The 22,276-nt window shown below is 45.5% G+C and carries 12 protein-coding genes; 1 reads left to right on the top strand and 11 read right to left on the bottom strand.

Annotation, left to right across the window (positions count from 1 at the left end):
• Nucleotides 1-7 precede the first annotated feature (7 nt).
• The 11 genes from QUB63_RS34130 to QUB63_RS34080 all read right to left on the bottom strand — a co-directional run bounded on the left by QUB63_RS34130 (nucleotide 8) and on the right by QUB63_RS34080 (nucleotide 20,004).
• The gene (locus QUB63_RS34130) at nucleotides 8-1,381 is read right to left on the bottom strand and encodes a hypothetical protein (RefSeq protein WP_332949825.1); all 1,374 of its coding nucleotides are present in this window, start codon (nucleotides 1,379-1,381) and stop codon (nucleotides 8-10) included.
• A 172-nt stretch (nucleotides 1,382-1,553) separates the two neighbouring features.
• A complete protein-coding gene (locus QUB63_RS34125) occupies nucleotides 1,554-5,015 on the bottom strand; it encodes a DEAD/DEAH box helicase (protein ID WP_332949824.1) in 3,462 nt (1,153 codons plus the stop codon).
• Complete coding sequence (locus tag QUB63_RS34120; RefSeq protein ID WP_332949823.1) at nucleotides 4,901-6,298, bottom strand: serine/threonine-protein kinase; 1,398 nt, start codon at nucleotides 6,296-6,298, stop codon at nucleotides 4,901-4,903. The genes QUB63_RS34125 and QUB63_RS34120 overlap by 115 nt, the downstream gene beginning before the upstream one ends.
• Nucleotides 6,295-7,041: a PP2C family serine/threonine-protein phosphatase gene (locus QUB63_RS34115; RefSeq protein WP_332949822.1), complete on the bottom strand. Its 747-nt coding sequence runs from the start codon at nucleotides 7,039-7,041 to the stop codon at nucleotides 6,295-6,297. Before QUB63_RS34115 ends, QUB63_RS34120 begins: the two co-directional genes overlap by 4 nt.
• Nucleotides 7,041-7,718, bottom strand: a complete 678-nt coding sequence (locus tag QUB63_RS34110) for a vWA domain-containing protein (protein WP_332949820.1) — start codon at nucleotides 7,716-7,718, stop codon at nucleotides 7,041-7,043. The genes QUB63_RS34115 and QUB63_RS34110 overlap by 1 nt, the downstream gene beginning before the upstream one ends.
• A gap of 590 nt (nucleotides 7,719-8,308) precedes the next feature.
• Nucleotides 8,309-9,016: a rhomboid family intramembrane serine protease gene (locus QUB63_RS34105; RefSeq protein ID WP_332949819.1), complete on the bottom strand. Its 708-nt coding sequence runs from the start codon at nucleotides 9,014-9,016 to the stop codon at nucleotides 8,309-8,311.
• Nucleotides 9,017-9,479: 463 nt separating this feature from the next.
• Nucleotides 9,480-11,501 (bottom strand): glycoside hydrolase family 10 protein, encoded by a 2,022-nt coding sequence (locus tag QUB63_RS34100; protein WP_332949818.1) that lies wholly within the window; start codon nucleotides 11,499-11,501, stop codon nucleotides 9,480-9,482.
• A 266-nt stretch (nucleotides 11,502-11,767) separates the two neighbouring features.
• Nucleotides 11,768-13,174: a hormogonium tapered terminus morphoprotein TftA gene (gene tftA / locus QUB63_RS34095; protein WP_332949817.1), complete on the bottom strand. Its 1,407-nt coding sequence runs from the start codon at nucleotides 13,172-13,174 to the stop codon at nucleotides 11,768-11,770.
• A gap of 165 nt (nucleotides 13,175-13,339) precedes the next feature.
• Nucleotides 13,340-14,437 carry a DJ-1/PfpI/YhbO family deglycase/protease gene (locus tag QUB63_RS34090; RefSeq protein WP_332949816.1) on the bottom strand — a complete coding sequence of 366 codons (1,098 nt, stop codon included), beginning with the start codon at nucleotides 14,435-14,437 and terminating at the stop codon, nucleotides 13,340-13,342.
• A 182-nt stretch (nucleotides 14,438-14,619) separates the two neighbouring features.
• The gene (locus QUB63_RS34085) at nucleotides 14,620-15,378 is read right to left on the bottom strand and encodes an SDR family NAD(P)-dependent oxidoreductase (RefSeq protein WP_332949815.1); all 759 of its coding nucleotides are present in this window, start codon (nucleotides 15,376-15,378) and stop codon (nucleotides 14,620-14,622) included.
• Nucleotides 15,379-15,756: 378 nt separating this feature from the next.
• Nucleotides 15,757-20,004, bottom strand: coding sequence for a PAS domain S-box protein (locus QUB63_RS34080; protein ID WP_332949814.1), 4,248 nt, complete (start codon nucleotides 20,002-20,004; stop codon nucleotides 15,757-15,759).
• Nucleotides 20,005-20,249: 245 nt separating this feature from the next.
• Between QUB63_RS34080 and QUB63_RS34075 the strand changes: the two genes are divergently transcribed.
• A partial coding sequence (locus QUB63_RS34075; protein WP_332949813.1) for an EAL domain-containing protein occupies nucleotides 20,250-22,276 on the top strand: 2,027 nt, incomplete at its 3' end.

The raw sequence follows: 22,276 nt of genomic DNA, 5'->3' as shown, positions 1-22,276 counted from the left end.
TAAAATTTTACGGTTGATAAGACAGTTGCAATGTTCCAGCGACTAACCTGTACACAGCATCAATTTGTCGTGCCAAGTCTGCTAATTCGCGTGGTTGAGTATCACCCCTCTGATTTGAGCTATGTGCGGCAGCATTACGTTTTTCTGCCAACTCATCCAGGAGATGTAGTAAATCGGGGTATTGTTGAGCTGCAAGTCGGAGTGGATGTGTGGAGTTATCTGGGGTAGCAAGTAGTGTAGCTAGTATGAGAGCACGTAGCGAACCATTTCCATAATCTGCGGCTTTGCGGATTGAATTGCGATCGACACTTAGTAATCCGGGAGCCAAAGGCTGTCTGAAACCAGCATTTTCTGCATAATCATTCAGGGGTTGACGATTCAACTCTCTGCGGTCACTCAATCTATCGGCTTTTCCTTTGGTAGGATAATTCTGCTGAAGCATTTTCAACAGTCTTTCAGCCACCTTCTGCGATTTAGTCAAAATATCCTCCAATTTGCCGAGCAGAATTTTACAATCTGTCACTTCCTCCGCCTCAATATATAATCGTTCAAGGGCGACTAGATCATCAAATAACTCCTCCCATCTTCTAATTGCAGGAGTCAATTTATCCTCAACCTGTAAACAGGCTTCCCCATCTGCCCGGGTTAGCCAATCATCAAGGTTGCTGAATTGCTCCTTTCGTTGGTCGCCCAGCATATTAAGCAACAATTTCTCTAATCCATGAATTCTTTGATTTTTTCGGTGTTTCTCTAACTGTCGGAGCAACCAGGGGCTATCTCCTAAGCCAAACGGATCGCAAACGTTCCAGACATTCGCACTTGAAGAGTCTTCAGGTACATATATACAAGTTGCCAGCCATAGATCGGTTGGTTTGTCATCAATAAAACTTACACGATCGAGAGTCGGAAGTTTCTCAAAAACCCAGGTATCACCATCATCGTCTTTGATACGACTGACATTTTTAAGAGTTCTTTCATGCTCTCGAACCGCCTTAATAATTTCATTCGGAGAAGGTTGCTGTTCGATCGTATTTTTGACTTGCGGCATAAAAGGCCGTCGGTAATCTGGCTTACCGGTTGTACCAAGGATTAATTCTGGAAACTCTGAATCTTTGAAACGAACTTCAGCGTACTCTTCGCGCTCTGCAAAGCGTGGAAATAAGTCACCTGTCCACGGATCTTGGAAGATAAACCCAACAGTAGCCTCCTGGGCGATAAAAGTTTCGTCTTCCAGAACTTTTTGCCCCTTTTGAGTAAGGTTTCCACGTGAGTCAACGTAATATCGATCGGCAAGTTGAGAGATGATGAGGGCTGTGAGATCTTTGCCAATATCAAGGTGATGACCAATTTTAGCAGCTTCAGTGATGCCTGCGCGACACATTCCCAAAACTGCTTTTTCTAAGATGTTGACTTTACGAGATGAGACACGGGGCGCCACAACTCGATACATACGAACGGGATACAGCAAATATTGTCGCTGACTCCAACGGGCTTTGGGTAAAGGATTGTAATAGAGAACAGAAGTATCTTGGCGGAAAGGCATGGCAGTTGTCCTAAAAAACTTTTCCGTGAGGTGTTTTACAAAGTTCATAAAAGGCAATTAATTCACGAATTGCCTGACGTTCGCTCTCTGGCCTCACGGCTTCTGCTCTGACCATCTCCAAGTCACCTGTAGCAATCAGCAACCGCTGTTGTCGGCTCATGGCCACGCAAAGACGATTCTCCAACAGTAAAAAGCCATATTTCCGGCGATAAGTTTCTGGGCTATCGGGTGTTGCTGGAATATTGTTACTGCGGGTCACAGAGAGAAACACGACATCGAATTCTTTGCCCTGAAAGGCGTCAACAGTGCCAATTCTCAATCGCTCAACGAGTTTACCATCATGATTTGTTGTTTCTCGCCATGCTGAAGCAACCTGATAGTTACCGTCATCTGTAACTTCTGCTAATTCCAGCTTGCAAAGTTGCTGCCAGAGTTCTGTCACCTGGGCTCTGTAAAAGGCAATCACCCCAAATGTCAGACGAGAGTCGTGTTCAATGAGGCGTTTTAGTTCTTCTGCAATCCGTCTGGCTTCTACAGGACGCGACTTACTGTGTCCTTTGGTTTCACTTCCTAAATTGAGGGGGACATTAATCCAGGCAGCGACCTTATCTTGATAACCCGGGAGCTCGTGAAAGAATTCCTTTTCTGGTCTACCAGGCTTAATGGGAGGCTCTCCATGATATTCGTAGAAGGTGCGGCTAACAAAATCACCCAAGATTGGGTGCATCCGGTATTGAGTATCCAGGGTCACGGTGCGCTTAATGCCATCCCGTTTTTCCCATTCCTGCAACTGTTTGAATAGCCGCTCAAACAAGCTTTTCTTCAGGGCATCTTGAGTTGTCTGGTTCGATGAATTCAGTTGACGTTCGACATCTTCTTCCAGAATGTGGGGTAGCTGGCGATGGTCGCCGACTAAAATAATCCGTCGCTCTGCCTTAGCCATTGGAATAAATAAGTCTAGGGGATTGGCCCTGGCTGCCTCATCAATAATGACTGTCTCAAAAACACTATCAACATTTCCAGTTGTGGACTCCATCTCTTTACCTACTGCCTGCTGGCAAGTAGCTGCCAAAACAACGGTGTAATTTCGCAGCATTTGCCGGACGCCATTAGGGTCGCTTTTCAAGTCGTTCAGGTATTCCTCTACAACAGCTTCGACTCCAGACTGGGATTGACGCACTTGCTCTGTTAGTGCATCTCGCACTTGTTCTAATAGAGATTCGATATCAGGATTGGCAACTGGTGCGGTTATTGAATCATTTGCTGTAGGAGTGAGTCGATCTAAAAGTGTGATTTGGAGGGCGGCCAAATCATTGAGAAAAGGAGGCTCACCAGGAAACTCGAGATTATCCCAATCGGCTGCTGTTTCTAGAAGGCGGCGATCACCATCCGATAACAAATTTAATGATTCAAGACGACGCAGAGTTTTGTATGCAGCAGTCGGTCCGTCATCTGAGAATGAAATTGGTTCAATGCGGAGCGATTGGATTGCTTTAATTGCTAATTCTCTAGCTTCGTTATTGATTGAATAATTGGTGGAGTTTCCTAAGGTAAGGGTACGGCTTTGTTCTAAGAGGCGATCGCTAAGTTCTCCCGAAATCCTAAGTTTTGTCAAATTGTAAATGTCTTCTAGCAATTTTGCTGTTTGCTGCAAATTTCCTGGAGTCAGTACATAACCAGTGACGAGATTTTGTACCTGACGCAACAAAGCTGTCTCTGGCAGTTCAGACCAGCTAGCCCGTTGAGCTTCAAGTGCCTCAATTCGCTCTCTACGCCAGCGATCGACATTATCTGGGGCATCGCTACGACTAGATTTACCTCCAACCCGAACTGCCGGAAGCCCAAATATGACGGTTCGTTCTGCCACATTTTCAACTGCATCATGCTGGTAACTGGTCAGGAGCAAACGATGGGAAACTGTGCCATTTCTGTTCTTTTCAATTTCAGACAGACAGGCTTGAATCGCAGTAATAACTTTGGTTTTACCTGTTCCTGGTGGTCCTTGAATTAAAGCAATATCGGGCGTATTAATAGCGACCCGCAGTGCCTCTTTCTGACGGGGAGTGGGGGAACCCTGAAAAGCTTCTTTTACGGTTTTATCTAGTAGCTTATGCTGGCGATAATTTGAAAGGGGAATTTTTTGATCTTGTAATATCAGCCCGAGTTGAGGCATAGGGCAGGTTGCTGTTCGGATCAGCTCTTCGGCACGTTTACGCCGATTTAAGCGGGTGCGATCGCCTTGAAGAGAAACAAACAGAAATCCGTTTGGCGGTGGAGATAGCAATTCATCTGGATTAGATGGGCGGATGTCCAGAGTCAGTTTTTGAGGATCGATGTCACTGATTTGTCCAAAAAATACTTTCTGGCTGCTAGCAACACTTTCTAAACTGCTCAAATCAGGTTCTCGATCGCTCGCTTCCAGAGAAAACTCAGATAGATCCCTCAATGCCTGCAACCTTTCCTCCAAATTCGCCTGTTTTCCAAGGTGGAAGCGACGATCGCCCGACGCTAGCATTTTTTCAGAGGAGTAAGCGATCGGGCCAACCTCATTTGCTCTTTGGAGGATCGCCTTTTGCTCCAATTCGTTATATTCCCGCCATAAGGACAGATAACTATCTGCATTTTTGGTAAGTGCGTCTAGTTCTGTTTGGATGCTTCCTCGTAGTGTCCCGGCGATCGACATATCACAGAAGGACATTGGTGCTTCTAATAAAATTAGAGGGCGCTGCTGACTAGCATCTTTTGGCGATCGTGTTTTCGCCACTCGCTCAACCCGCAAACGACTGTCATCAGTCCGCACATCAACTGTAATCCTGTTGCCGCATAGCTGGAATGAGTTTTCCAGTCCATCCTGGTAGTTTTTACCAGTTCGCATTAATATTCGTGCTTTTGGGCTTTCACTTGTTGGAAGTAGAATGAGTTCACAAGTCAGCCACTCAATGATTTTATCAACTGGCTCGGGACGGCGCAGATGCCGCTTACGAATATCTTCAATAATTTTTTCATCAACACCAAACTCCATTTCGTTGGGGATGTAGAGCTTACCTGGAAACTCATGCACTTTAATGGAAAGTTGATTGGGGGACTGTGCTTTCGGACGGATTTCCAGCAGCCAGCATAAGGTAGGTAGATTACGTTCAAGAATGCCTTCTAACTCGGTCTGGTTCTGTTGGTCTTTACCTTGAATATGCCAAATATCTGAGCCATGACGCAGAAGAATGTCATTCCCGATCTCATCTCTGTGTAGGAAAACTTCATTCTTGATGGATAGGAGTTCTTGACCATCAAATGATGTGCGATCGCTCCGTTCAACTTCAATGGTGTGGATTCGTCCACTTTGAATATCGCTGACTCTCATTATGAGTGTTCTCCAGAGACAAACCTGAATGTTGCAAGACGGTGTGGGCGATCGGTAGGGGCAAAATGCAGCAGCCACGTATAGCGTCGATCGTTGGCTGGAAATCGTTTCCATCCATCCTGCACTTCTACAACCGTTCGTTGTTCGCCATAAAAAGACGACAGCCAGAAACATTGCCCATTGAGACTGCGAACACGAACGTTAGTTCTTTCGATTTGGAGTTCGATCGCAGGAACATGGTTATCCGCTCCTGTTCTGCCATTAATAATTCGATTGGTAAGGATTAAGGGTTGGCGTTCTGTCAGTGCCAGAGCCGCCAGAACATTCTGCTGTGAGAGAAACCTATGACATTCTCTCACATCTGGCAGCGATTCCCATCGTTTGATTAGCAGTTGCATCTGAAGTGGACGAGGGTAGTCACACCAGGGACAGCGTGGTTGATTGGCGTAGTAGGTGCTACCGCAATCGGGACACTCCACTGTGAAGTCGGCTGCCGAATACAAATCCTCAACCCATTGACTAATTCCTGGTCGTTTTGTTGGCTCTCGTAACCCCTCACTAAAACAACGCTGACACAGCTTCTTCAGTTTGGGAGATAACACGATGTCTCTGGGAAAGCCGTGATGCGTAGCATTGCTTTGGTCGCTTGGATCGTCCACCCAGGGCAAAAAACCCTGTAACGCTTTTTCTTCTAACTCTGGTTCACCATCCAGAACCAAATCCCCCATTAAAGGATGAACTAAGCAGAGTGTTTGAAAGGCAATGACGGCAAAAGCATGAGCATCCGTTAAGGTATTAACCCCAGATTTTCCCAAAACTAATTCTGGCGCACCATAACCAGGTGTATGAAAACTTCGTGTAGAGGAGGAACTTTCGTAATGAAGGTTATCTGCATCAATCAAACGAATTTCGTGGGCCTCTAAATCACTGGAGACGAAAATATTGTTAGGTGATGGATCGCTGTAAACTAACCCTCTACTATGTAGTTGAGCAAGAACTTCAGCGCAACGTGCTAATAACAGTAGGCGACGACGCAATCCTCCACCGCTCAAATACCACTCTGCCAGATGGCCGAGCTCGCGAGGAGGATTACTCAGCCGTGATATGGGAACCATTCCCGTAATGAGTTCCATGACATATCCCAGGTAAGGTGCTTGGAGCATTTCCAGAGGTCTGGCGATCGCCAGATCCCGTAGCTCAGGCATTCGACGGATATTCTGCAACTGTCCTCGGAGCAACTCACGCCGACTGTTGCTAGAGCTATTAAATAGGATTTTGATCGCTCGTTTTCCGCCTTTTGCGGAGTATACTGCTCCCTGTCCACCCTCGCCCAATTTTCGCTCCAGCTCGTAGGCTTGCCCGCGTTCATCAGTAATCCGTTTGACTTCAAGATTCATTTGTATTCATCCTCTGCTTGCTTGCGCCAGATCACTGCCAGGGTTTTGTCATCCAGGTGGTTGGGAGTAGCCCAATTTCTGAGCTCCCGATGTAAAGCGTGTCGGCGAGCGGTCGGAGCCATTGACCCAAACTCAGTAACGAGGGTATGAATGAAATCTCCAACGCGATCGGCCACTAAATCATCGGCAATACCATCCGTCGCCAGTAATACCGCAGCATTGGGTGATAAGGCTGGTTTTGTAATTACTGTCCAATCCTTGGTTGTTTTGGCAATGCCAAGCCCAGTAGTCTGGTTGGTAAATCCCTGGCGTTCACCTTGCAGAATTTCCAGGCTGCCATCAGCATTCCGAATTGCAGCAATACCATCCCCTAGCTGAGCGATCGTTAATTCACCTGAAGGCAATACTGCGACAAAAAGACAGGTTGCTGCGCTGTCCTCTTCTTTCTGGGGTAGGACACGCAATCCCCAGAAAAGATGAACTAAACGGAGCAGGGTTGCAGCAGGTGCGTTCTCAGACTTCGCCCAAGGCTTCAAGGCATCCCTGACAGCTCGGCAAGCCATTTGTGCTCCTATCCGAGCATTCGGTTTTGACCCCATCCCATCACTGATGACAATGGCTGTGCCAAATGCACCAGACATTCCCATCCAGGCATCCTCATTCGGGCGACTCTGTTGGATGTGCGATCGCCCTCGGACTGATGCTCCAAACCATTCTAAACCAGGCCCAGATGGAGTTAACATCAGAAGTCCAAAAGTTCATCAATGTCAGGAGGAACGCTATTGGGATTAACACTTCTAGAGCGACTGGAAACCGTTACTGTGACCCAGCGGAAAAATTGTTGAATTCTAGTTTCGTCGGCCCGAAATACCGGAATTTCGGGATGCTGCCCAATGAGAAATGCCTTGAGCGTTTCTTCATCTGCATCAGGACCGATACCCATTGCAAAGCGTAAAGCCTTAGAAGCCCGGTCTGAATTTAACAACTGTTCGAGAGGTTTTTTCCAGTTATCGTCCAGGCGTCCCCGCTCATCAGTGGGCTGTCCATCAGAGATTAAGATGAGATTGGGATGGTAAGAGCGACTGGGAATTTCTGTTTTGTTTTCCAGAAACCGAGTCGCCAGTTCAAATGCCGCACCCATCGGGGTTGGTCCTTTCGCCTCCATATCTGTCCACTGGATCTGCGAGGCTGGTTGTAGTGTCTGGTGAAAGTTAGCTCCATCTCCACCGAATGTAATGACAGCGACATGAATCTCGGCCCGTGCATCTTGTTCCGAGGCAAAAATTGCGATCGTTTCCGCGATCGCTCGGTTCAGGGCTGCCAATTTGCCATAGGCTGTCATACTGCCACTGACATCTGCCAGGATAATAACGGGCATCATTCTGGCAGTGGCGATGGAAAAATCTTTGAGCTTGCTCATAATCAATATGGATTCTGATAACTTATTTTAATGTGCTGCATGAAACCTGTCAATAAACCTCCAAAATATAGGGTTCTATAATTTTTTCTTCCCTTAACTCAAGCTCCTCGCAGAATTTCTTGGGCCTGTATAACGGGTCTTTGAGCATTTTGACTGGCGAATTTCAAAGGTGGTACAAGCCCCCGGATTTATCCGTGGAATCAATCCAAAATCTCAAATCTAAAATCCTCAAGCCCCCGCATTTATCCGTGGGGTCAATCTAAAATCTCAAATCTAAAATCTAAAATCGATTGACTGGCGATCGCCCAAATGATTTTCTTGTACGTTGTATAAAAGGTAACTTGGTTGCTTCTAAAAATTCCTAAAAAACCGATTGTGACAGTAGAGGGTGCGGAATGTGAGATGTAAGAGTTGACCGTTTATCTGCGTTAATTTGCGTTCATCTGCGGTGAAAAATAAAAAACAAATAGCTAAACATAGCACCGAACTCTGAGAAAAATAAGAGGTTTGAAACCGCAGATAAACGCAGATAAACGCAGATTTAGTTGGCCGTTTATCTGCGTTAATTTGCGTTCATCTGCGGTGAAAAATCAAATTCGATTATCTTCAGAAAACAATCCCAACAAAGGGCCGAGAATAGCGCCGAAAACAAAGCCGCCGGCGTGGGCCCAGTAGGCAACTCCCCCGGATTCCATGCCGACACTTGCCGGGGCATTCAAGGAAGCCAGGCCGCTCAATGCTTGCTGTGCAAACCAAAATCCTAGAAAGAAGAAAGCCGGGACTCTGACTGTAGTAATAAAGAATCCCAAGGGCAGCAGTGTCAGAACTTTTGCTTGGGGATATCTGAGAATATATGCTCCCATCACGCCTGCGATCGCGCCGCTAGCACCCAGGGACGGAATGGCCGATGCTGAGGAAAAAAACCACTGAGTTAGCGATGCTAAAACGCCGCAAGTAAGGTAAAATATTAAAAATTTTACGTGTCCTAAACGGTCTTCTACGTTGTTGCCAAAAATCCACAAAAATAACATATTTCCGGCAATGTGCAGAAAGCCTGCGTGCAGGAATTGGGAGCTAATTAGCGTCGTCCATTCGGGAAATGGCGAAACTGGCAGAGACACCCGGCACATATTGCTTAACTGGCAAGGAACTACCGCCCAAGAGTAGAAAAATTGGGTTAATTGGCGCTCATCGGGCAATGAGATTTCGTACAAAAATACTAATACGTTTGCAGCAATCAGCCCGAAGGTGACGTAGGGAGTGATACTGGTGGGATTGTCATCGCGTAAGGGAACCACAGCTTTTTTTTCCTCAAGATCAAAATATTGGCAACACGATAACGCATTTATACCCACGGTGTCTCCTGTCTAGAGGAAGAAGTCAGTTGACAGTTGACAGTTGACAGTTGACAGTTGACAGTTGACAGTTGACAGTTGACAGCAGTCAGTAGTCATTAGTCATTAGTCAGAAGGAAGAGGGGCTTGGCTGGTGTTGCGTTCATCTTTGTCAATAAAAAGTGTTTGTCGTGAGGACTTTTGACAGTTGACAGTTGACAGTTGACAGCTTGCGCTGAGCGAAGTCGAAGGGTTGACAGTTGACAGCAGTCAGTAGTCATTAGTCATTAGTCAGAAGGAAGAGGGGCTTGGCTGCGGTTGCGTTCATCTTTGCCAAGAGAAAGTGTTTGTAGTGAGGACTTTTATGCGGACTAAAGTCCTCACTACAAACCTATATTTTTGTGGATGTTTGAGGGGGATTGATATTTTATGCTGCTATTTCTATGAAAACTCCTACACTTTCTACGGCCATGATACTCACCGCGCACAAAGCGTAAATCCCTGTTCCTACCGCTACTTGTACTGTGTCTGCATTGAGAATTTTGATGAGCTTCCAGCTATCGCCATTCTTTTGATAAAGCGTCCAAGAACGGATGTTTTTATCGGCGGGATTTTTCCACTGCAAAACATTGCTATTTCCCACTTTTTGTACTACCACTGATACTGGAGGGGCTGGCGGCTTTCCATTTTGCCAAGGCATGGCGGGAACGAGTGCGGGTTGCGTGTATGTAGTGGATTTGAAATTATCGTAGATTTGCTGGCGGTTTTCACTAAATGCTTTCATGCTGAAGAAAACGTTGCCTAAAGCTAAGCTGTCTTTAGAGTTGCGCGTAATCTCAATTTGATTGTTTATTTCCTGCACAGTCCACTTATTGCCGTCGAGCTTTCCTAGATTGTTTCCTACGTAAATATGTCGGTTTTGGGGGTTGTTTTCTAGCCACCATTCCAGCAACATTGGATAGCTTTGAGCTGTTTGGTCGATGCGCCAGTAAAGTTGCGGGTTTAGATAATCTACCCAACCTGATTCTAACCATTTTTTGGCGTCGGCATAGAGTGTTTCGTAGGCGTCTAAACCGCGACTTTGCGGCGGCTGTCCGGGGCGATAAATGCCGAAGGGACTGATGCCGAATTTAACGTTTGGTTTGGCGGAGCGAATTCCTTCTCCTAGTCTTTTAACTAACTTGTTTACATTTTCCCGGCGCCAGTTTCCTAAACTCATTTGCCCGCCTCTGGAGACGTAACTATTGTAAATCTTGCTGTCGGGAAATTCTTGACCGGCGATCGGATAAGGGTAGAAATAATCGTCGAAGTGAACGCCGTCTATATCGTAGCGCTTTACTACGTCTAAAATTACTTTGTAAGTCTTGTCTTGAACTAAATCAATCCCCGGGTCCATCCACAAGTCGTCACCCCACGGATAAACACATTCGGGATTGGTAACACAGAGGTGCGGGCTGACGTTGGGAGGGGTTTGGGTGGAAACTTTGGCGCGGTAGGGATTGAACCAAGCGTGAACTTCGATGTTGCGTTTGTGGCTTTCTGTAACGGCAAATGTTAAAGGGTCATAATAAGGCTGCGGCGGCTTTCCTGGAGTTCCTGTCAGCCACGCGCTCCAAGGTTCTAATTCCGAGGCGTAAAGGGCGTCGCCTGCTGCTCGAACTTGCAGGATAATTGCATTAAAATTCATTTCTTGCAGCCTGTCAAGGATTTTTAGCAGTTCGGCTTTTTGCTGTTCTGTGGAGAGTTTGTTGCTGAATGGCCAGTCAATATTCCACACGGATGTTATCCAAACTCCGCGAAATTCTCGCTGGTGGCTGACGTAAACTTGCGGCCGCGGAACTTTACTGAGAACTATAATATATTGATTGTATATTTGTGGGGCTTTTTTGAGGTATACTAATGCTTGATAAACCCAGGCGGCGATATCGGCTCTGGTGGCGTTTCCGGCGGGGTTTAATAAGTTTAAATTGGGAGCGTTGACTACTATTTCGGATTGGGTGGCTATGACGATCGCCTTTTTGGCATAGTTGGGGATTTCTGTACTGTCTTGGTAGATGTTTGATAAGATAAGATTAGTTGCCGGTTCAGCATTCGCTCCAAAAATTCCGCTAACTAAGGCAACTAATGCTTCGGCTCTGGTAATCATATTTTCGGGTTTGAATAGCTTGTCGGGATAGCCGGATATAAACCCTCTTTTAAATGCTGTTTGAATGGCGGCGGCGGCCCAGTGGGTGGCGGGAACGTCGACAAAGGGAATGTAGGGCCGTTTGTCGGGTACGGGAAAGGCTTTGCTGACGATGGCGGCGAATTGGGCGCGGGTTAGGTTGCTGTTGGGGCGAAAAGTGCGATCGGGAAAACCGCTGATTACGGCCCGTTCTACTAAGCCGTCAATGAATATTTTTGCCCAGTGATTTTGAATATCTGAGAAGCGATTTATGCTGGAAACCATAGTTATTTGATAATCGGGAATGGGAAATTGGGCACACAGGGCATTGGTCTGCGCAGGGCATAGGGCATGGGGCCGAAAGGGCTCTAGCGTTGCGGAGGGATGGGGCCGAAAGGGCTCTAGCGTTGCGAAGGGATGGGGCATTGGTTATTAGTTATTAGCAGCCAGTCACAAATAACTAATAACAACTGTCAACTGTCAACTGTCAACTGTCAACTGTCAACTATCAACTGTCAACTGTCAACTGTCAACTGTCAACTGTCAACTGACTACAGCAAACTGGCATTTTCGTACAGAAGCCGGATGATATTGATGATTTTTTGTCCGTATAAAGGGTCGGAATTCCAGCGACCTGCAAGTTCGTTGGCGGTGGGGGCGACGCCGCGCTTGACAAAGCGAAAACGCACGTTTTCTTTAACTAAAGGTTGGTTGATTGGTTCTGTGCTGGCGTAAGCTTTTAGGTGCTGAATTTGCGCTCTAATTCCTGTTCGGGCGTCGGGAAATGAAATGCCGGAATTTGTGGGGCTGATGATTCCCATGTCGGCAAAGTTAAATTGTTCTGGTTTGACTGCTCCGCCAAAGTTGAGATAGTTTGTTTCTAAACACATTTGGCAAAAAGCTAGGTCGTGGTTGACGCCTTCTGCTGCTGCTTCTTGGACGTAAATTTGAGGTAAATTGGGAAATACTCCCAGGGCTTGGCTGTTAGTTTTGGTGAGATATACTGTGATTTGTTGGGCGGTAGTTAGACCGCGACCCATGATTTTTCCTACGCCTGAGAGTATATCGCGGCGCGATCGCAGCGATACTGATGTTGTGGCTTGATCCCAAGTTACGGAAATTTCGCGATCGCGCAAATCGACTGCCCGCACGAATACTACTCCATTGTACGCGATCCGGCGATCGGCTGCCTCTGGTTTGACATTGAGAACGTCTAGAACTTCGGAAGGAACAAAAGCATTTCCGTTGACCAAAATGCCTTTGTCTTCGTGGGGCGCACCGTTGATTTGGATATTAATTAAAGGATAAACTACAGGTTTTGGTGCAGGTGTCGGTGTCGGTGCAGGTGTCGGTGCAGGTGTCGGTGTCGGTGTCGGTGCAGGCAAGGGTTTCAAAGTGGTATTTTTTAACCAAGCTTCAAGTCCGTCAGCGAGTCCGAGGGCGACATCGCGGCGGCGATTTTGAAATACTTTCAAGTCGTCAGGACTGGTTATAAAACCGAGTTCTATTAATATCGAAGGAATGTTCACGCGGCGGCAAAATCCTAGGCTGCCAACACCTGCTTCAGTATCTGCTTTTGCGCCGCGACTCGGTACTTCTGGACACCGACGTAAATAGCCGTTTAACAGCAAATCCGCATCAGCTTTTCGCGTAGGGTTGCTACCAATATAAAACGCGCTGGCACCCCGAACTTGGGGATTAGAAAAAGAGTCGGCGTGCATTTCTACTGCTACATCTCCCGGCTGGCAGCGGTTGTTGATCCAAGCGATAGTTTCTACTAAACTTAGAGTATCGGGCACGGAGAAAGTGGTTATGCCTCGCTTCTGCAATTCGGCTACTACTAAATCCCGAGTTAGGATCATTTCCTGTGCTTCGGTTGTGCCAAATGCGATCGCCCCGGAATCGCGCACGCTGCCTTCAAACCCGCCGTGTCCGGCTGAAACAAAAATAGAACCCATTTAATAAAACTCTCCACCTTGCAGTTACTTGAGTGTCAGCTTTGTAGTCTTGGGTTTATTTTACCGCAAAGGCGTATATTTTATTAGTGCATAAAAAATTTGTAGTTGCGCTCTGAGTGGGGGTTTTCACCCCTGCAACTACAAACTTGTTAATCCGGGTGCAGATTACATCTTGACAGCGGGGCTACTCGAAGGTTTTGGCGCTTTAATTTCTTGGGAAACTGCGCGGGCCCGGAAGAGTTTAGCCACGACTTGCTCGCACTTGGACAAATCCGATTCTATCTGTGTAAAGATGTCAGTTGATACCGGATCTGTGAACTTCGCCCGCAGGTTGTTGATATCTACAACACCTGTCTGCAAATCGCCGAGGGTGCTCCGCAGCAAGAAGGTTTCATCGGTTCCTTGCATGGAAGATTTTAATTTAGCGTATTTGTCAGCAATTTGGGCGGGAATTGAGGGTTTTTCGCCGAAATCGTTGAGGCGGTTTTCGAGAGCGAGGATGTGATGCTGTTTATTTTGGATCATTTCCGCCAAGAGCGATCGCAAATCGCTATCTCCGGTTTTTTCCGCATAATTCTGAAACGCTTCGCAAGCATAACGTTCACCTGCGAGGGCGGTATTCAAACCTTTAACAATGTCACCTTGTGTCGAGCCGCCCCAACCATTAGCTAGTTTCCACCATTCTGCACTGGCGTCAGTTTCTTCGGGCAAACCGACGGCTTTACCGCCGTAACCGAGGCGCGCTAAAATTGCCGTTGTAAATATTCCTAAATCTCCCGGTTGGCGAGAAGTAATCAAGTTGCCGTCAACTACTAAAGGTTCGTTGATGTAGTTAGCTCCGGCATTAATCATGTCGGTTTTTATTGCCAAGAAACCCGTCGCATTTTTGCCTTTGAGCACGTCGGCTTCAATCAAAACTTGCGGGCCGTGACAAACAGCAGCGACTATTTTTCCTTGTTCCATCGCTTCTTTGACAAACCGCACTGTATTGGGATTTGTCCGCATGGTATCGGGAGCCATACCGCCGGGAATTATCACTGCATCGAATTCGGCAGGCACTGATTCTGTGGTAGTTCCGTCAGCCTGCTGGGCAACTTTTCCTTGTTTTCCCGCATACTTTTCGTTAGTGCGCGAACCGAGGACAACTACGTCAAATCCTGCTTGTTTTAAAGCGTTGTAAGGAACTAGAAATTCGGAATCTTCAACTCCATTTTCGATGAGTATGGCAACTCGTTTGGTTTGGGCTTTGTTATCGGCTGTCATAATCAATTTTCCTCAAAATACCATTTTTTCTAAACTTAATTCATTGGTTGCTGGTTTCGCGTCTTGCTAAAGTGATAAATTAGTTGGTGGAAAAATGTGTGTTCATGAGTCTTTGGAGGTAGTGGTAAAGTGGGCAATGCGCACCCTACAATTAGAGGTTTTGTGCAAATTGTGCGATCGCATCAATGCACGTAAGAGGCTCCATTAATGTCGATCGTAGTCCCGGTAGCGTGCGCAGCCAAACCCGACGCTAAAAACGCGATAACATTGGCAACATCTTGAGGAGGAGCGATTTTGCCGATCGGGATATCGCGAATAATATCAGCTTCGCCGCACTTTTGAATAAACTGATTAGACATTTCTGTACTTACAAATCCCGGTGCTACTGTAAAAGCCAAAATATTATCAGCCGCAAACCCCCTAGCAATACTGCGAGTTAAAGCAACAATAGCACCTTTTGACGCGGCGTAGTGGAGATAATTCGGGTCATCGCCGCGAAAAGCAGCGCGACTTGCTATATTAATAATTGTACCGCCATTGCGAGTTTTAAAATGCAGAATTGCTTCCCGGCACAAATCGGCAACCGCAACTAAATTAACTTGTAAAGTTTGCTGCCAAGCCGACGACCAAATATCGAACTCGTCCTCGATACCCGCTGACTGCATAATTCCAGCATTATTAACTATAATATCAATATGACCGCGCCATTTTAAAGCATCTCGCCACAAAGTCGAGGTCGCGTTTTCCACCATCAAATCGGCAGCCAATAAATAACAGCGATCGCCCGCAACACTTGCTGCGATCGCTTCAGCTTCTGTTTGACTGCGACAGTAATGCAAAATCACTTCAGCCCCAGCATTAACCAGAGTCCGCACCGTCACTGCACCAATCCCTTTCGAGCCGCCCGTTACTAAAATTACCTTTCCGGTTAAATCAATCATTTCTATATCTCTATCTTTTCTCTCGGGACTTACGCATCGGGGCCCAGAAACCGGGTTTTTTACCGAATCTGCGGTCTACAACGTGTCTTTTCGTAAAAAAACCCGGTTTCTAAACAATCGTGCGTCCAGGACTATCTCTTTCTCTGCGCCCTCTGCGCCCTCTGCGGTTAATAAAAAAAATAAATCCCGTTCACACACGAAATAGAATTGCTATATGATACAGCACATTCCATCTAATGTATATGCCATTGCCTCATGCTGATGAATATCTGCAATAGAGCTCTCCAAAAACTTCCAAATCCTTTCCCATGTTGGTTTCTATGGGAGATATAGCCACTGCTGACAGCACTATAGCTTCTTTGTCCTTAAACTCGATAACTACAGTGGATTCGGCAGCAGAGGTCGAATTAACTCCATAATTTGGTCACAATTAAAATTATTGATGTAATCCGTTAGTGCCTTGGACAAACTTGCTTTGGATTCGGGAATTTGTACAATTAATTCGTTCATAACTTCCGTATCGAGATAGTAAGCGGCGTGATACATTTCTTCTAACCACTGAGGGGACATCATGGATAGATCTTCTACAGACACCGTTTCAACCAATAGTTTTTGTGGAGTTTGTCCTACGACTTCGTAGATATATTGCAATCCCAAATATTGAGCGATTTTGTCAAAGATGTCTCTCTGCTGAAATGGCTTGCTTATAAAGTCGTTAAAGCCAGCCATAAGAACTTTCTCTCGCTCTTCTTCAAAAATACTGGCAGTTAAAGCAATAATGACAGTTTCTTGGCTCTGAGGGCGTTCTCTAATATATTTAGTAGCTGTGTAGCCATCCACGATCGGCATTCGCAAATCCATCAGAATCAGGTGCGGCCGCCAACTCTCCCACAGCGAGAGTGCCTCCACTCCATGTTTTGCTTCTCTCACCTCAAAACCAACCGAGGTAAGGAACTCGACTAACAAGCGACGATTTTCTTCTAAATCTTCAACAATAAGAATGCGGTAAGTCGGTTGTCCGGGAGCTAAACCAATTACTCTTTGATTACTTGATTCTGGGGGTAAGGACTCTGCTTGAGGTAACTGTACACCAATCTCAAAGGAAAAAGTGCTACCTCGGTTCAAAGTGCTTTTAACCCGAATTTGACCGCCCATGAGTTTGACGAGTTTTTGACTGATGGCTAAACCAAGCCCACTGCCTTGACTCAAATTATTCCCAGCTTGGGCTTGCACAAATACCTTAAATAGGCTATCAATTTCTGCGGGCGCAATTCCCACGCCTGTATCCTCAACTTCAAAACATAGGTGACAGGATGTTTTGTCTCTTTGTGCTGCTCTTACCCGTAGGGTGACGCTTCCTTGCTTGGTAAACTTAATCGCATTACCGAGTAGATTGGTCAAGACTTGATAGAGTTTTTTCTCATCAGTATGCACAAATTTGGGTAGTTCGGGATCTTGCTCGACAACTAGCTGTAATTCTTTAGATTGGACTCTAAATTGCAGCATTTCTTCAATTGATGTCAGCAAATTTGTCAAGTCAAAGTCAGAAGGATTGAGTGTCATCCGTCCGCTCTCTATTTTGGATAAATCTAAAATATCGTTAATCAAGTCCAATAAATGTCTACCGCTACGATTGACAATCTGTAAACGTTCTTGGAGAGAAGGAGTCAGATTGCTCTCATAGCTCATCAATTGCGTGAATCCCAAAATTGAGTTCAGGGGGGTGCGGAGTTCGTGGCTCATATTGGCGAGGAAGACAGTCTTGGCTTGATTTGCTTCATTTGCCTGGTGAAATTCCCACTCAGCTTGTTTGCGATCGCTAATGTCAATTAAATATCCCAAGATTTCTACTGGTGTACCTGAACGATCTCGAATTAGCCTAAGCTGACCCAGCATCCAGCGATAAACCCCATCGGAGCGACGAAGACGGTATTCGTGTAAATAAAAATCATTAACGAATACATTTGCTAAGCCATTAAGCACTGGTTCTACATCATCTGTGTGTAAGTGATTCACCCAAAATTTAGAATCTTCTAAAAACTCGCGGCTTTCGTAGCCCAATATATCTTTGATATTTTCGCTGATGAACGTTGCTCCATAATCGCCAGCAGGTTTACTGCTAAAAATGACCACGGGGCTGTAGTTTAGAAGAAAGTTGAGGCGATTTGTGGTAGCTTGCAAGGCTTGCTCAGCCAGTTTTAGCTCTGTTGCGTCTTCCTGAACGGCAACATATACAGTTCCGTATTCAGGATGCTCAAACATGGATGTATGAACTCTGCACCAAAAGAGAGTTCCATCTTTCTTTCTATTTTGGACTTCATATTTCGCTTCCCCGGTCTGTTCAATTTGAGTGACGATATCTAAAACGGTTACATCTGGTGTAAAATTTGTATCGACATAATTCAAGACACCAACCGATTGACCTGCGAGTTCGCCCTCTGTGTAGCCAAACATAGCGTCAAAGGTAGGATTGGTGTAGACGATCGTGAGGTATGAGGCTTTAATCAAACACACTCCTCCTGCCATGTTATTCATGATAACGCTTTGAATTTCTAGGGTCTTTTGAGCTTCTTTTCGAGCCGTAATTTCTTGTATTTGAGAAATAAAATGCAGTGGATTTCCCTGTTCATCTTGTACTAGCGATCCATTAAGAATAATCCAAATAATATGTCCTTGTTTATGGAAATACCGTTTTTCCAGTTGGTATGTTGAAATAGTTCCTGCTAATAGTTGATTGGCATAACTAAGATCGCCGTCTAAATCGTCAGGATGGGTAATGTCTTGGAAAGTTAACGCTAACAACTCTTCTGAGGAGTAGCCAATAATCTGACATAAGGCAGGATTGACTTTAATCCAGTGCCCATCAAGTGAAACGATCGCCATCCCGATAGAGGCATCTTCAAACGCATGGCGAAACTGCTCTTCACTGTTTCGTAAAGCCATCTCAATTTGTTGGCGATTTATTTCAGCTCGTTTGCGATCGGTGATGTCGCGTTTAATTACAGAACACCCAGTAATTCGGCCTGTTGCGTCCTTCAGAGGTGATATGGTACAAGATATGTGGATAAGCTGTCCATCTTTTCGGACACGCACGGTTTCATAGTTTTCAACCGTTTCTCCTCGTCGAATCGTTTCTAGGATTTGGTGTTCTTCGTAGGTAATATTGGAGGGAATTAGAATGAGGATCGATTGTCCTATGATTTCTTCAGCCTTGTAGCCAAAGATTTTTTCTGCTGCATTGTTCCAGGTTAAAATGATGCCGTCTAATGACTTGCTAATAACTGCCTCACCAGAGTATTCCACAATCGCTGCCATGTGAGCCAGTGATGCTTCTACTTGCTTGCGATCGCTAATATCGCGCAGAATAACAGTAAATACCGTTTCGTCTCCCATTTCCAGCCTAGAAATAGAGGCTTCAGCCGAAAACAGCGTTCCATCTTGACGACGCCCCAAAATCTCGCCTCGTTCTCCCATCCTTCGCGCTCTGGTAGAAGAGTGTGCAAATTGTTTGATATGCTGCGGATGTGCATCTCCAAACTGTTCTGGCAGCAGTAAATTCAGTGGCTCCCCTAAAATATCCTCCATTTTATAGCCAAAAATCTTTTCTGCCCCTTGATTAAACAGGGTAATGCGTTGAGTGCGATCGATGGAAATAATTGCATCATTGGCGATTTCTAGAATTCCTGCAAAACGAGCCTGCGATTTTTGTAAAGCATCTGTTCGTTCATGCACAAGAATTTCTAAAGTTTCGTTAAGTTTTTTAATTTCTGCTTCGGCTTGTTGGCGCTGGTAATCTATCTGGTTTAAAAATCGAGCCGTCCCCAAGATGAGAATTGAGAACGTGAAAACCATAACAGTTGAACGCAATGTATAGCCAAAATTAGCGTTATACCAGCCTAACTTTTGTCCCTGAAGAGTGAACCAGTTCACTGTCACTGGAAAGATCGTCCCCCAAGGCAGCAACCACCGAACCATTACTCCGCCGACCAGGCGACTTGTTACTACTTGCATTAATCCTTCGTTGGGGCGGAGCAATAAAATTCCTCCATAGAGGATGAAAAAGGTGACGATCGCGTTTACGGGTTGAGTCGTCGTAATTGTGACCAAACGTTCAAGAAGATCGACATTGAATAGATGTCCAAATAAAGCTAGTAGAGAAATTAAAGCTGCAACACTACTAAAAATCTGAGCCAACCAAATGTCCCGTTGGGAATTTTGCCCTAACAGTAAGAGTGCTAGTCCCATCAGCACAAAATTTAGGGCGGTACTTACTGCCATTCTTCCCGGATAAGGAGTCGCTGAAGACACGAAATCTCGGAAAAGCCACTCATCAATACCCAGCTTCCAACCAAAAATATACTGGCTCAGCGTCAGCAGACCGATGATGATTATGAATCCTGCCATCCCTTGAGCGATGCGATTGTGCAGTGGGGTTCTTTGGTACTGCAACAATCTCAAAGACACTCCAGCCAGCAAAAAGCAAATTGCCGTGTTTGCTTTCATGGTCGAAGTCATACCGGGAAAACCACTTTTGAGTAGGGAGATGTCAAATTGCCAACCCAGCAGCACGAGACATCCGATCGCAATGACGAGTAGACTTGCCTTTTGAGAAATGCACTTGTTCATAAATCGGTTGCTTGGGTTGAAACAATGTTCTTCTGATGTTAGGCGAAGCGAAGAAGGGCAACCACGGGGGGACTGCTCCTACCCGAACAATGCAGATTTTGTAGGGCAGCGCCCCCTTGCCAGCCGAATATCTCGGGGATCGCAGGACTTCTTTCTGTCTAAAGTGACCTTTATAACCTAATAATTAAACTATACTATTTGTGCATATGCTTATAGTCGTCTAGCAGGAAAAAAGGGAAATCAGTATGATGGTCGATAGAACTAGCGATAGGATTAGCGATCGAGCTACAAGCTACCGAGGCAATATTTTAATTGTTGACGATCTGCCTGATAACCTGCGTCTTCTCAGGGATACTTTGAGCGCAGAGGGTTATAAAGTTCGCAGTGCTCTAACAGGGGCAATGGCTATCCGAGCCGCCCAATCGCCCTCGACGGAATTAATCTTACTAGATATTAAGTTGCCCGATCAGGATGGCTATGAAGTTTGCCGAAAATTAAAATCTGATGAGCGCACCGCAGACATTCCAATAATTTTTTTGAGTGCGCTAAATGAAACTTTTAATAAGGTGCAAGGGCTGGCTGCTGGAGGGGTAGATTATATTGCTAAGCCATTTCAAGTCGAAGAAGTATTAGCTCGTGTCGAAACCCACCTAACTATCGGAAGGCTGCAACAAAGACTCCAAAAGCAAAATTTACTTCTCTTGAGAGAAATTGAACAAAGGCAACGTCTCGAAGAGTCTCTCTTTGCCGAAAAGGAATTGGCTCAAGTGACACTGCAATCCATAGGCGATGCGGTCATTACTACTGATGCCCAAGGTAATGTGAGATATTTGAATCCTATAGCTGAGCGACTCACAGGCTGGAAAAATCATGAGGTTCAAGGAGTTCCTTTCTCTACAGTCTTCCTAATTGTCGATCAAGTAACGCGAGAGCCAGTAGAGAATCCTATAAACAAGGCTCTATTAGAGGAGCGAATTGTGACCTTAGCTAACAATACTATTCTGATTGCCCATGATGGAACAGAGTATCCCATTGCTGACTCGGCAGCACCGATTCGAGACCGCCAAGGTCAAATTATCGGGGCAGTCATCGTCTTTCATGATGTTACTGAATCGCGCTATCTCACGCGCAAACTCTCTTGGGAAGCGAATCACGATGCCCTGACAGGGTTAATCAACCGTCGAAGATTTGAGCAGCACCTAGTTGATGCGATCGCCTCTTGTCAAGATAGCAATGAGCAGCACGCTCTGTGTTATTTAGATTTAGATCAGTTCAAAGTCGTTAACGATACAGTAGGTCATATTGCTGGCGATGAGCTACTGCGCCAAATCACCGCACTTATTCAACAGGGAGTCCGTGCTAATGATATGCTGGCTCGCTTGGGAGGTGATGAATTTGGTATTTTGCTGACTCAATGTTCGCTCTCTCAAGCAGCTCAGATTGCGGAAAATCTCAAAGACCTAGTGCATCTGTTTCGGTTTATTTGGAATGGCAAAACCTTTATCATCGGAGTCAGCATTGGAGTTGTTGCTATTGACCAAACAAACCAAGATTTGAGGGAGCTTCTGGGAGCGGCTGATGCAGCTTGTTATGCCGCCAAAGCCAGAGGCCGCAACTGTGTTCATATTTATAGTCTAGATGATAGCGAACTAATTAAACAACGTGGTGAGAGGCAGTTGATTTCCCAAATCAGCCGAGCGCTGGAAACCAATAGTTTTTGTCTCTACTACCAAAAGATTGTCTCTATTACCTCTAAACCATTAGTAGAGCATTATGAGATTTTGATCAGAATGCTGGACGAAAAGGGAAAAATAGTATCTCCAAATCAGTTTATTCCCGCCGCCGAGCGTTACGGCTTGATAACTGATATCGATTGTTGGGTAATCGAAAAATTTTTCTCTAATTATCACAAATTGCCGGATAAAGATGTTCTTAGTCAAGGCTTGTATACAATCAATCTTTCTGGGGCTAGCATTAGTAACAATCAGTTTCTGAGGTTTTTAATCGAACAATTTTCTCGCTACCAAGTCCCCCCACAAACCATTGGTTTTGAAATCACGGAAACCGCAGCGATCGCCAATTTTGAGCAAGCCAGATATTTCATGAGCGAACTCAAAAAGATTGGCTGTTGCTTTGCTTTAGATGATTTTGGCAGTGGGTTGAGTTCCTTTGCGTATCTGCTCAATTTACCAGTTGATTATCTAAAAATTGATGGTGCTTTTGTCAAGAATATTAGTCATAATTTGATTTCTCAAGCGCTCGTTGAAGGCTT

The organism is Microcoleus sp. ARI1-B5 (genome assembly GCF_036705795.1).
In the GTDB taxonomy this organism is placed as follows: Bacteria; Cyanobacteriota; Cyanobacteriia; order Cyanobacteriales; family Microcoleaceae; genus Microcoleus.
Note: the sequence above shows the minus strand (reverse complement) of the source record. Positions and strands in the feature narration are given on the sequence as shown.

Bases quoted from the DNA above. Each gene is read 5' to 3' on its own strand.
- QUB63_RS34130 (WP_332949825.1), bottom strand. From the start codon at position 1,381: ATGTGTCGCGCAGGCATCACTGAAGCTGCTAAAATTGGTCATCACCTT.
- QUB63_RS34125 (WP_332949824.1), bottom strand. From the start codon at position 5,015: ATGGAAACGATTTCCAGCCAACGATCGACGCTATACGTGGCTGCTGCA.
- QUB63_RS34120 (WP_332949823.1), bottom strand. From the start codon at position 6,298: ATGAATCTTGAAGTCAAACGGATTACTGATGAACGCGGGCAAGCCTAC.
- QUB63_RS34115 (WP_332949822.1), bottom strand. From the start codon at position 7,041: ATGTTAACTCCATCTGGGCCTGGTTTAGAATGGTTTGGAGCATCAGTC.
- QUB63_RS34110 (WP_332949820.1), bottom strand. From the start codon at position 7,718: ATGAGCAAGCTCAAAGATTTTTCCATCGCCACTGCCAGAATGATGCCC.
- QUB63_RS34100 (WP_332949818.1), bottom strand. From the start codon at position 11,501: ATGGTTTCCAGCATAAATCGCTTCTCAGATATTCAAAATCACTGGGCA.
- tftA (WP_332949817.1), bottom strand. From the start codon at position 13,174: ATGGGTTCTATTTTTGTTTCAGCCGGACACGGCGGGTTTGAAGGCAGC.
- QUB63_RS34090 (WP_332949816.1), bottom strand. From the start codon at position 14,437: ATGACAGCCGATAACAAAGCCCAAACCAAACGAGTTGCCATACTCATC.
- QUB63_RS34085 (WP_332949815.1), bottom strand. From the start codon at position 15,378: ATGATTGATTTAACCGGAAAGGTAATTTTAGTAACGGGCGGCTCGAAA.
- QUB63_RS34080 (WP_332949814.1), bottom strand. From the start codon at position 20,004: ATGAACAAGTGCATTTCTCAAAAGGCAAGTCTACTCGTCATTGCGATC.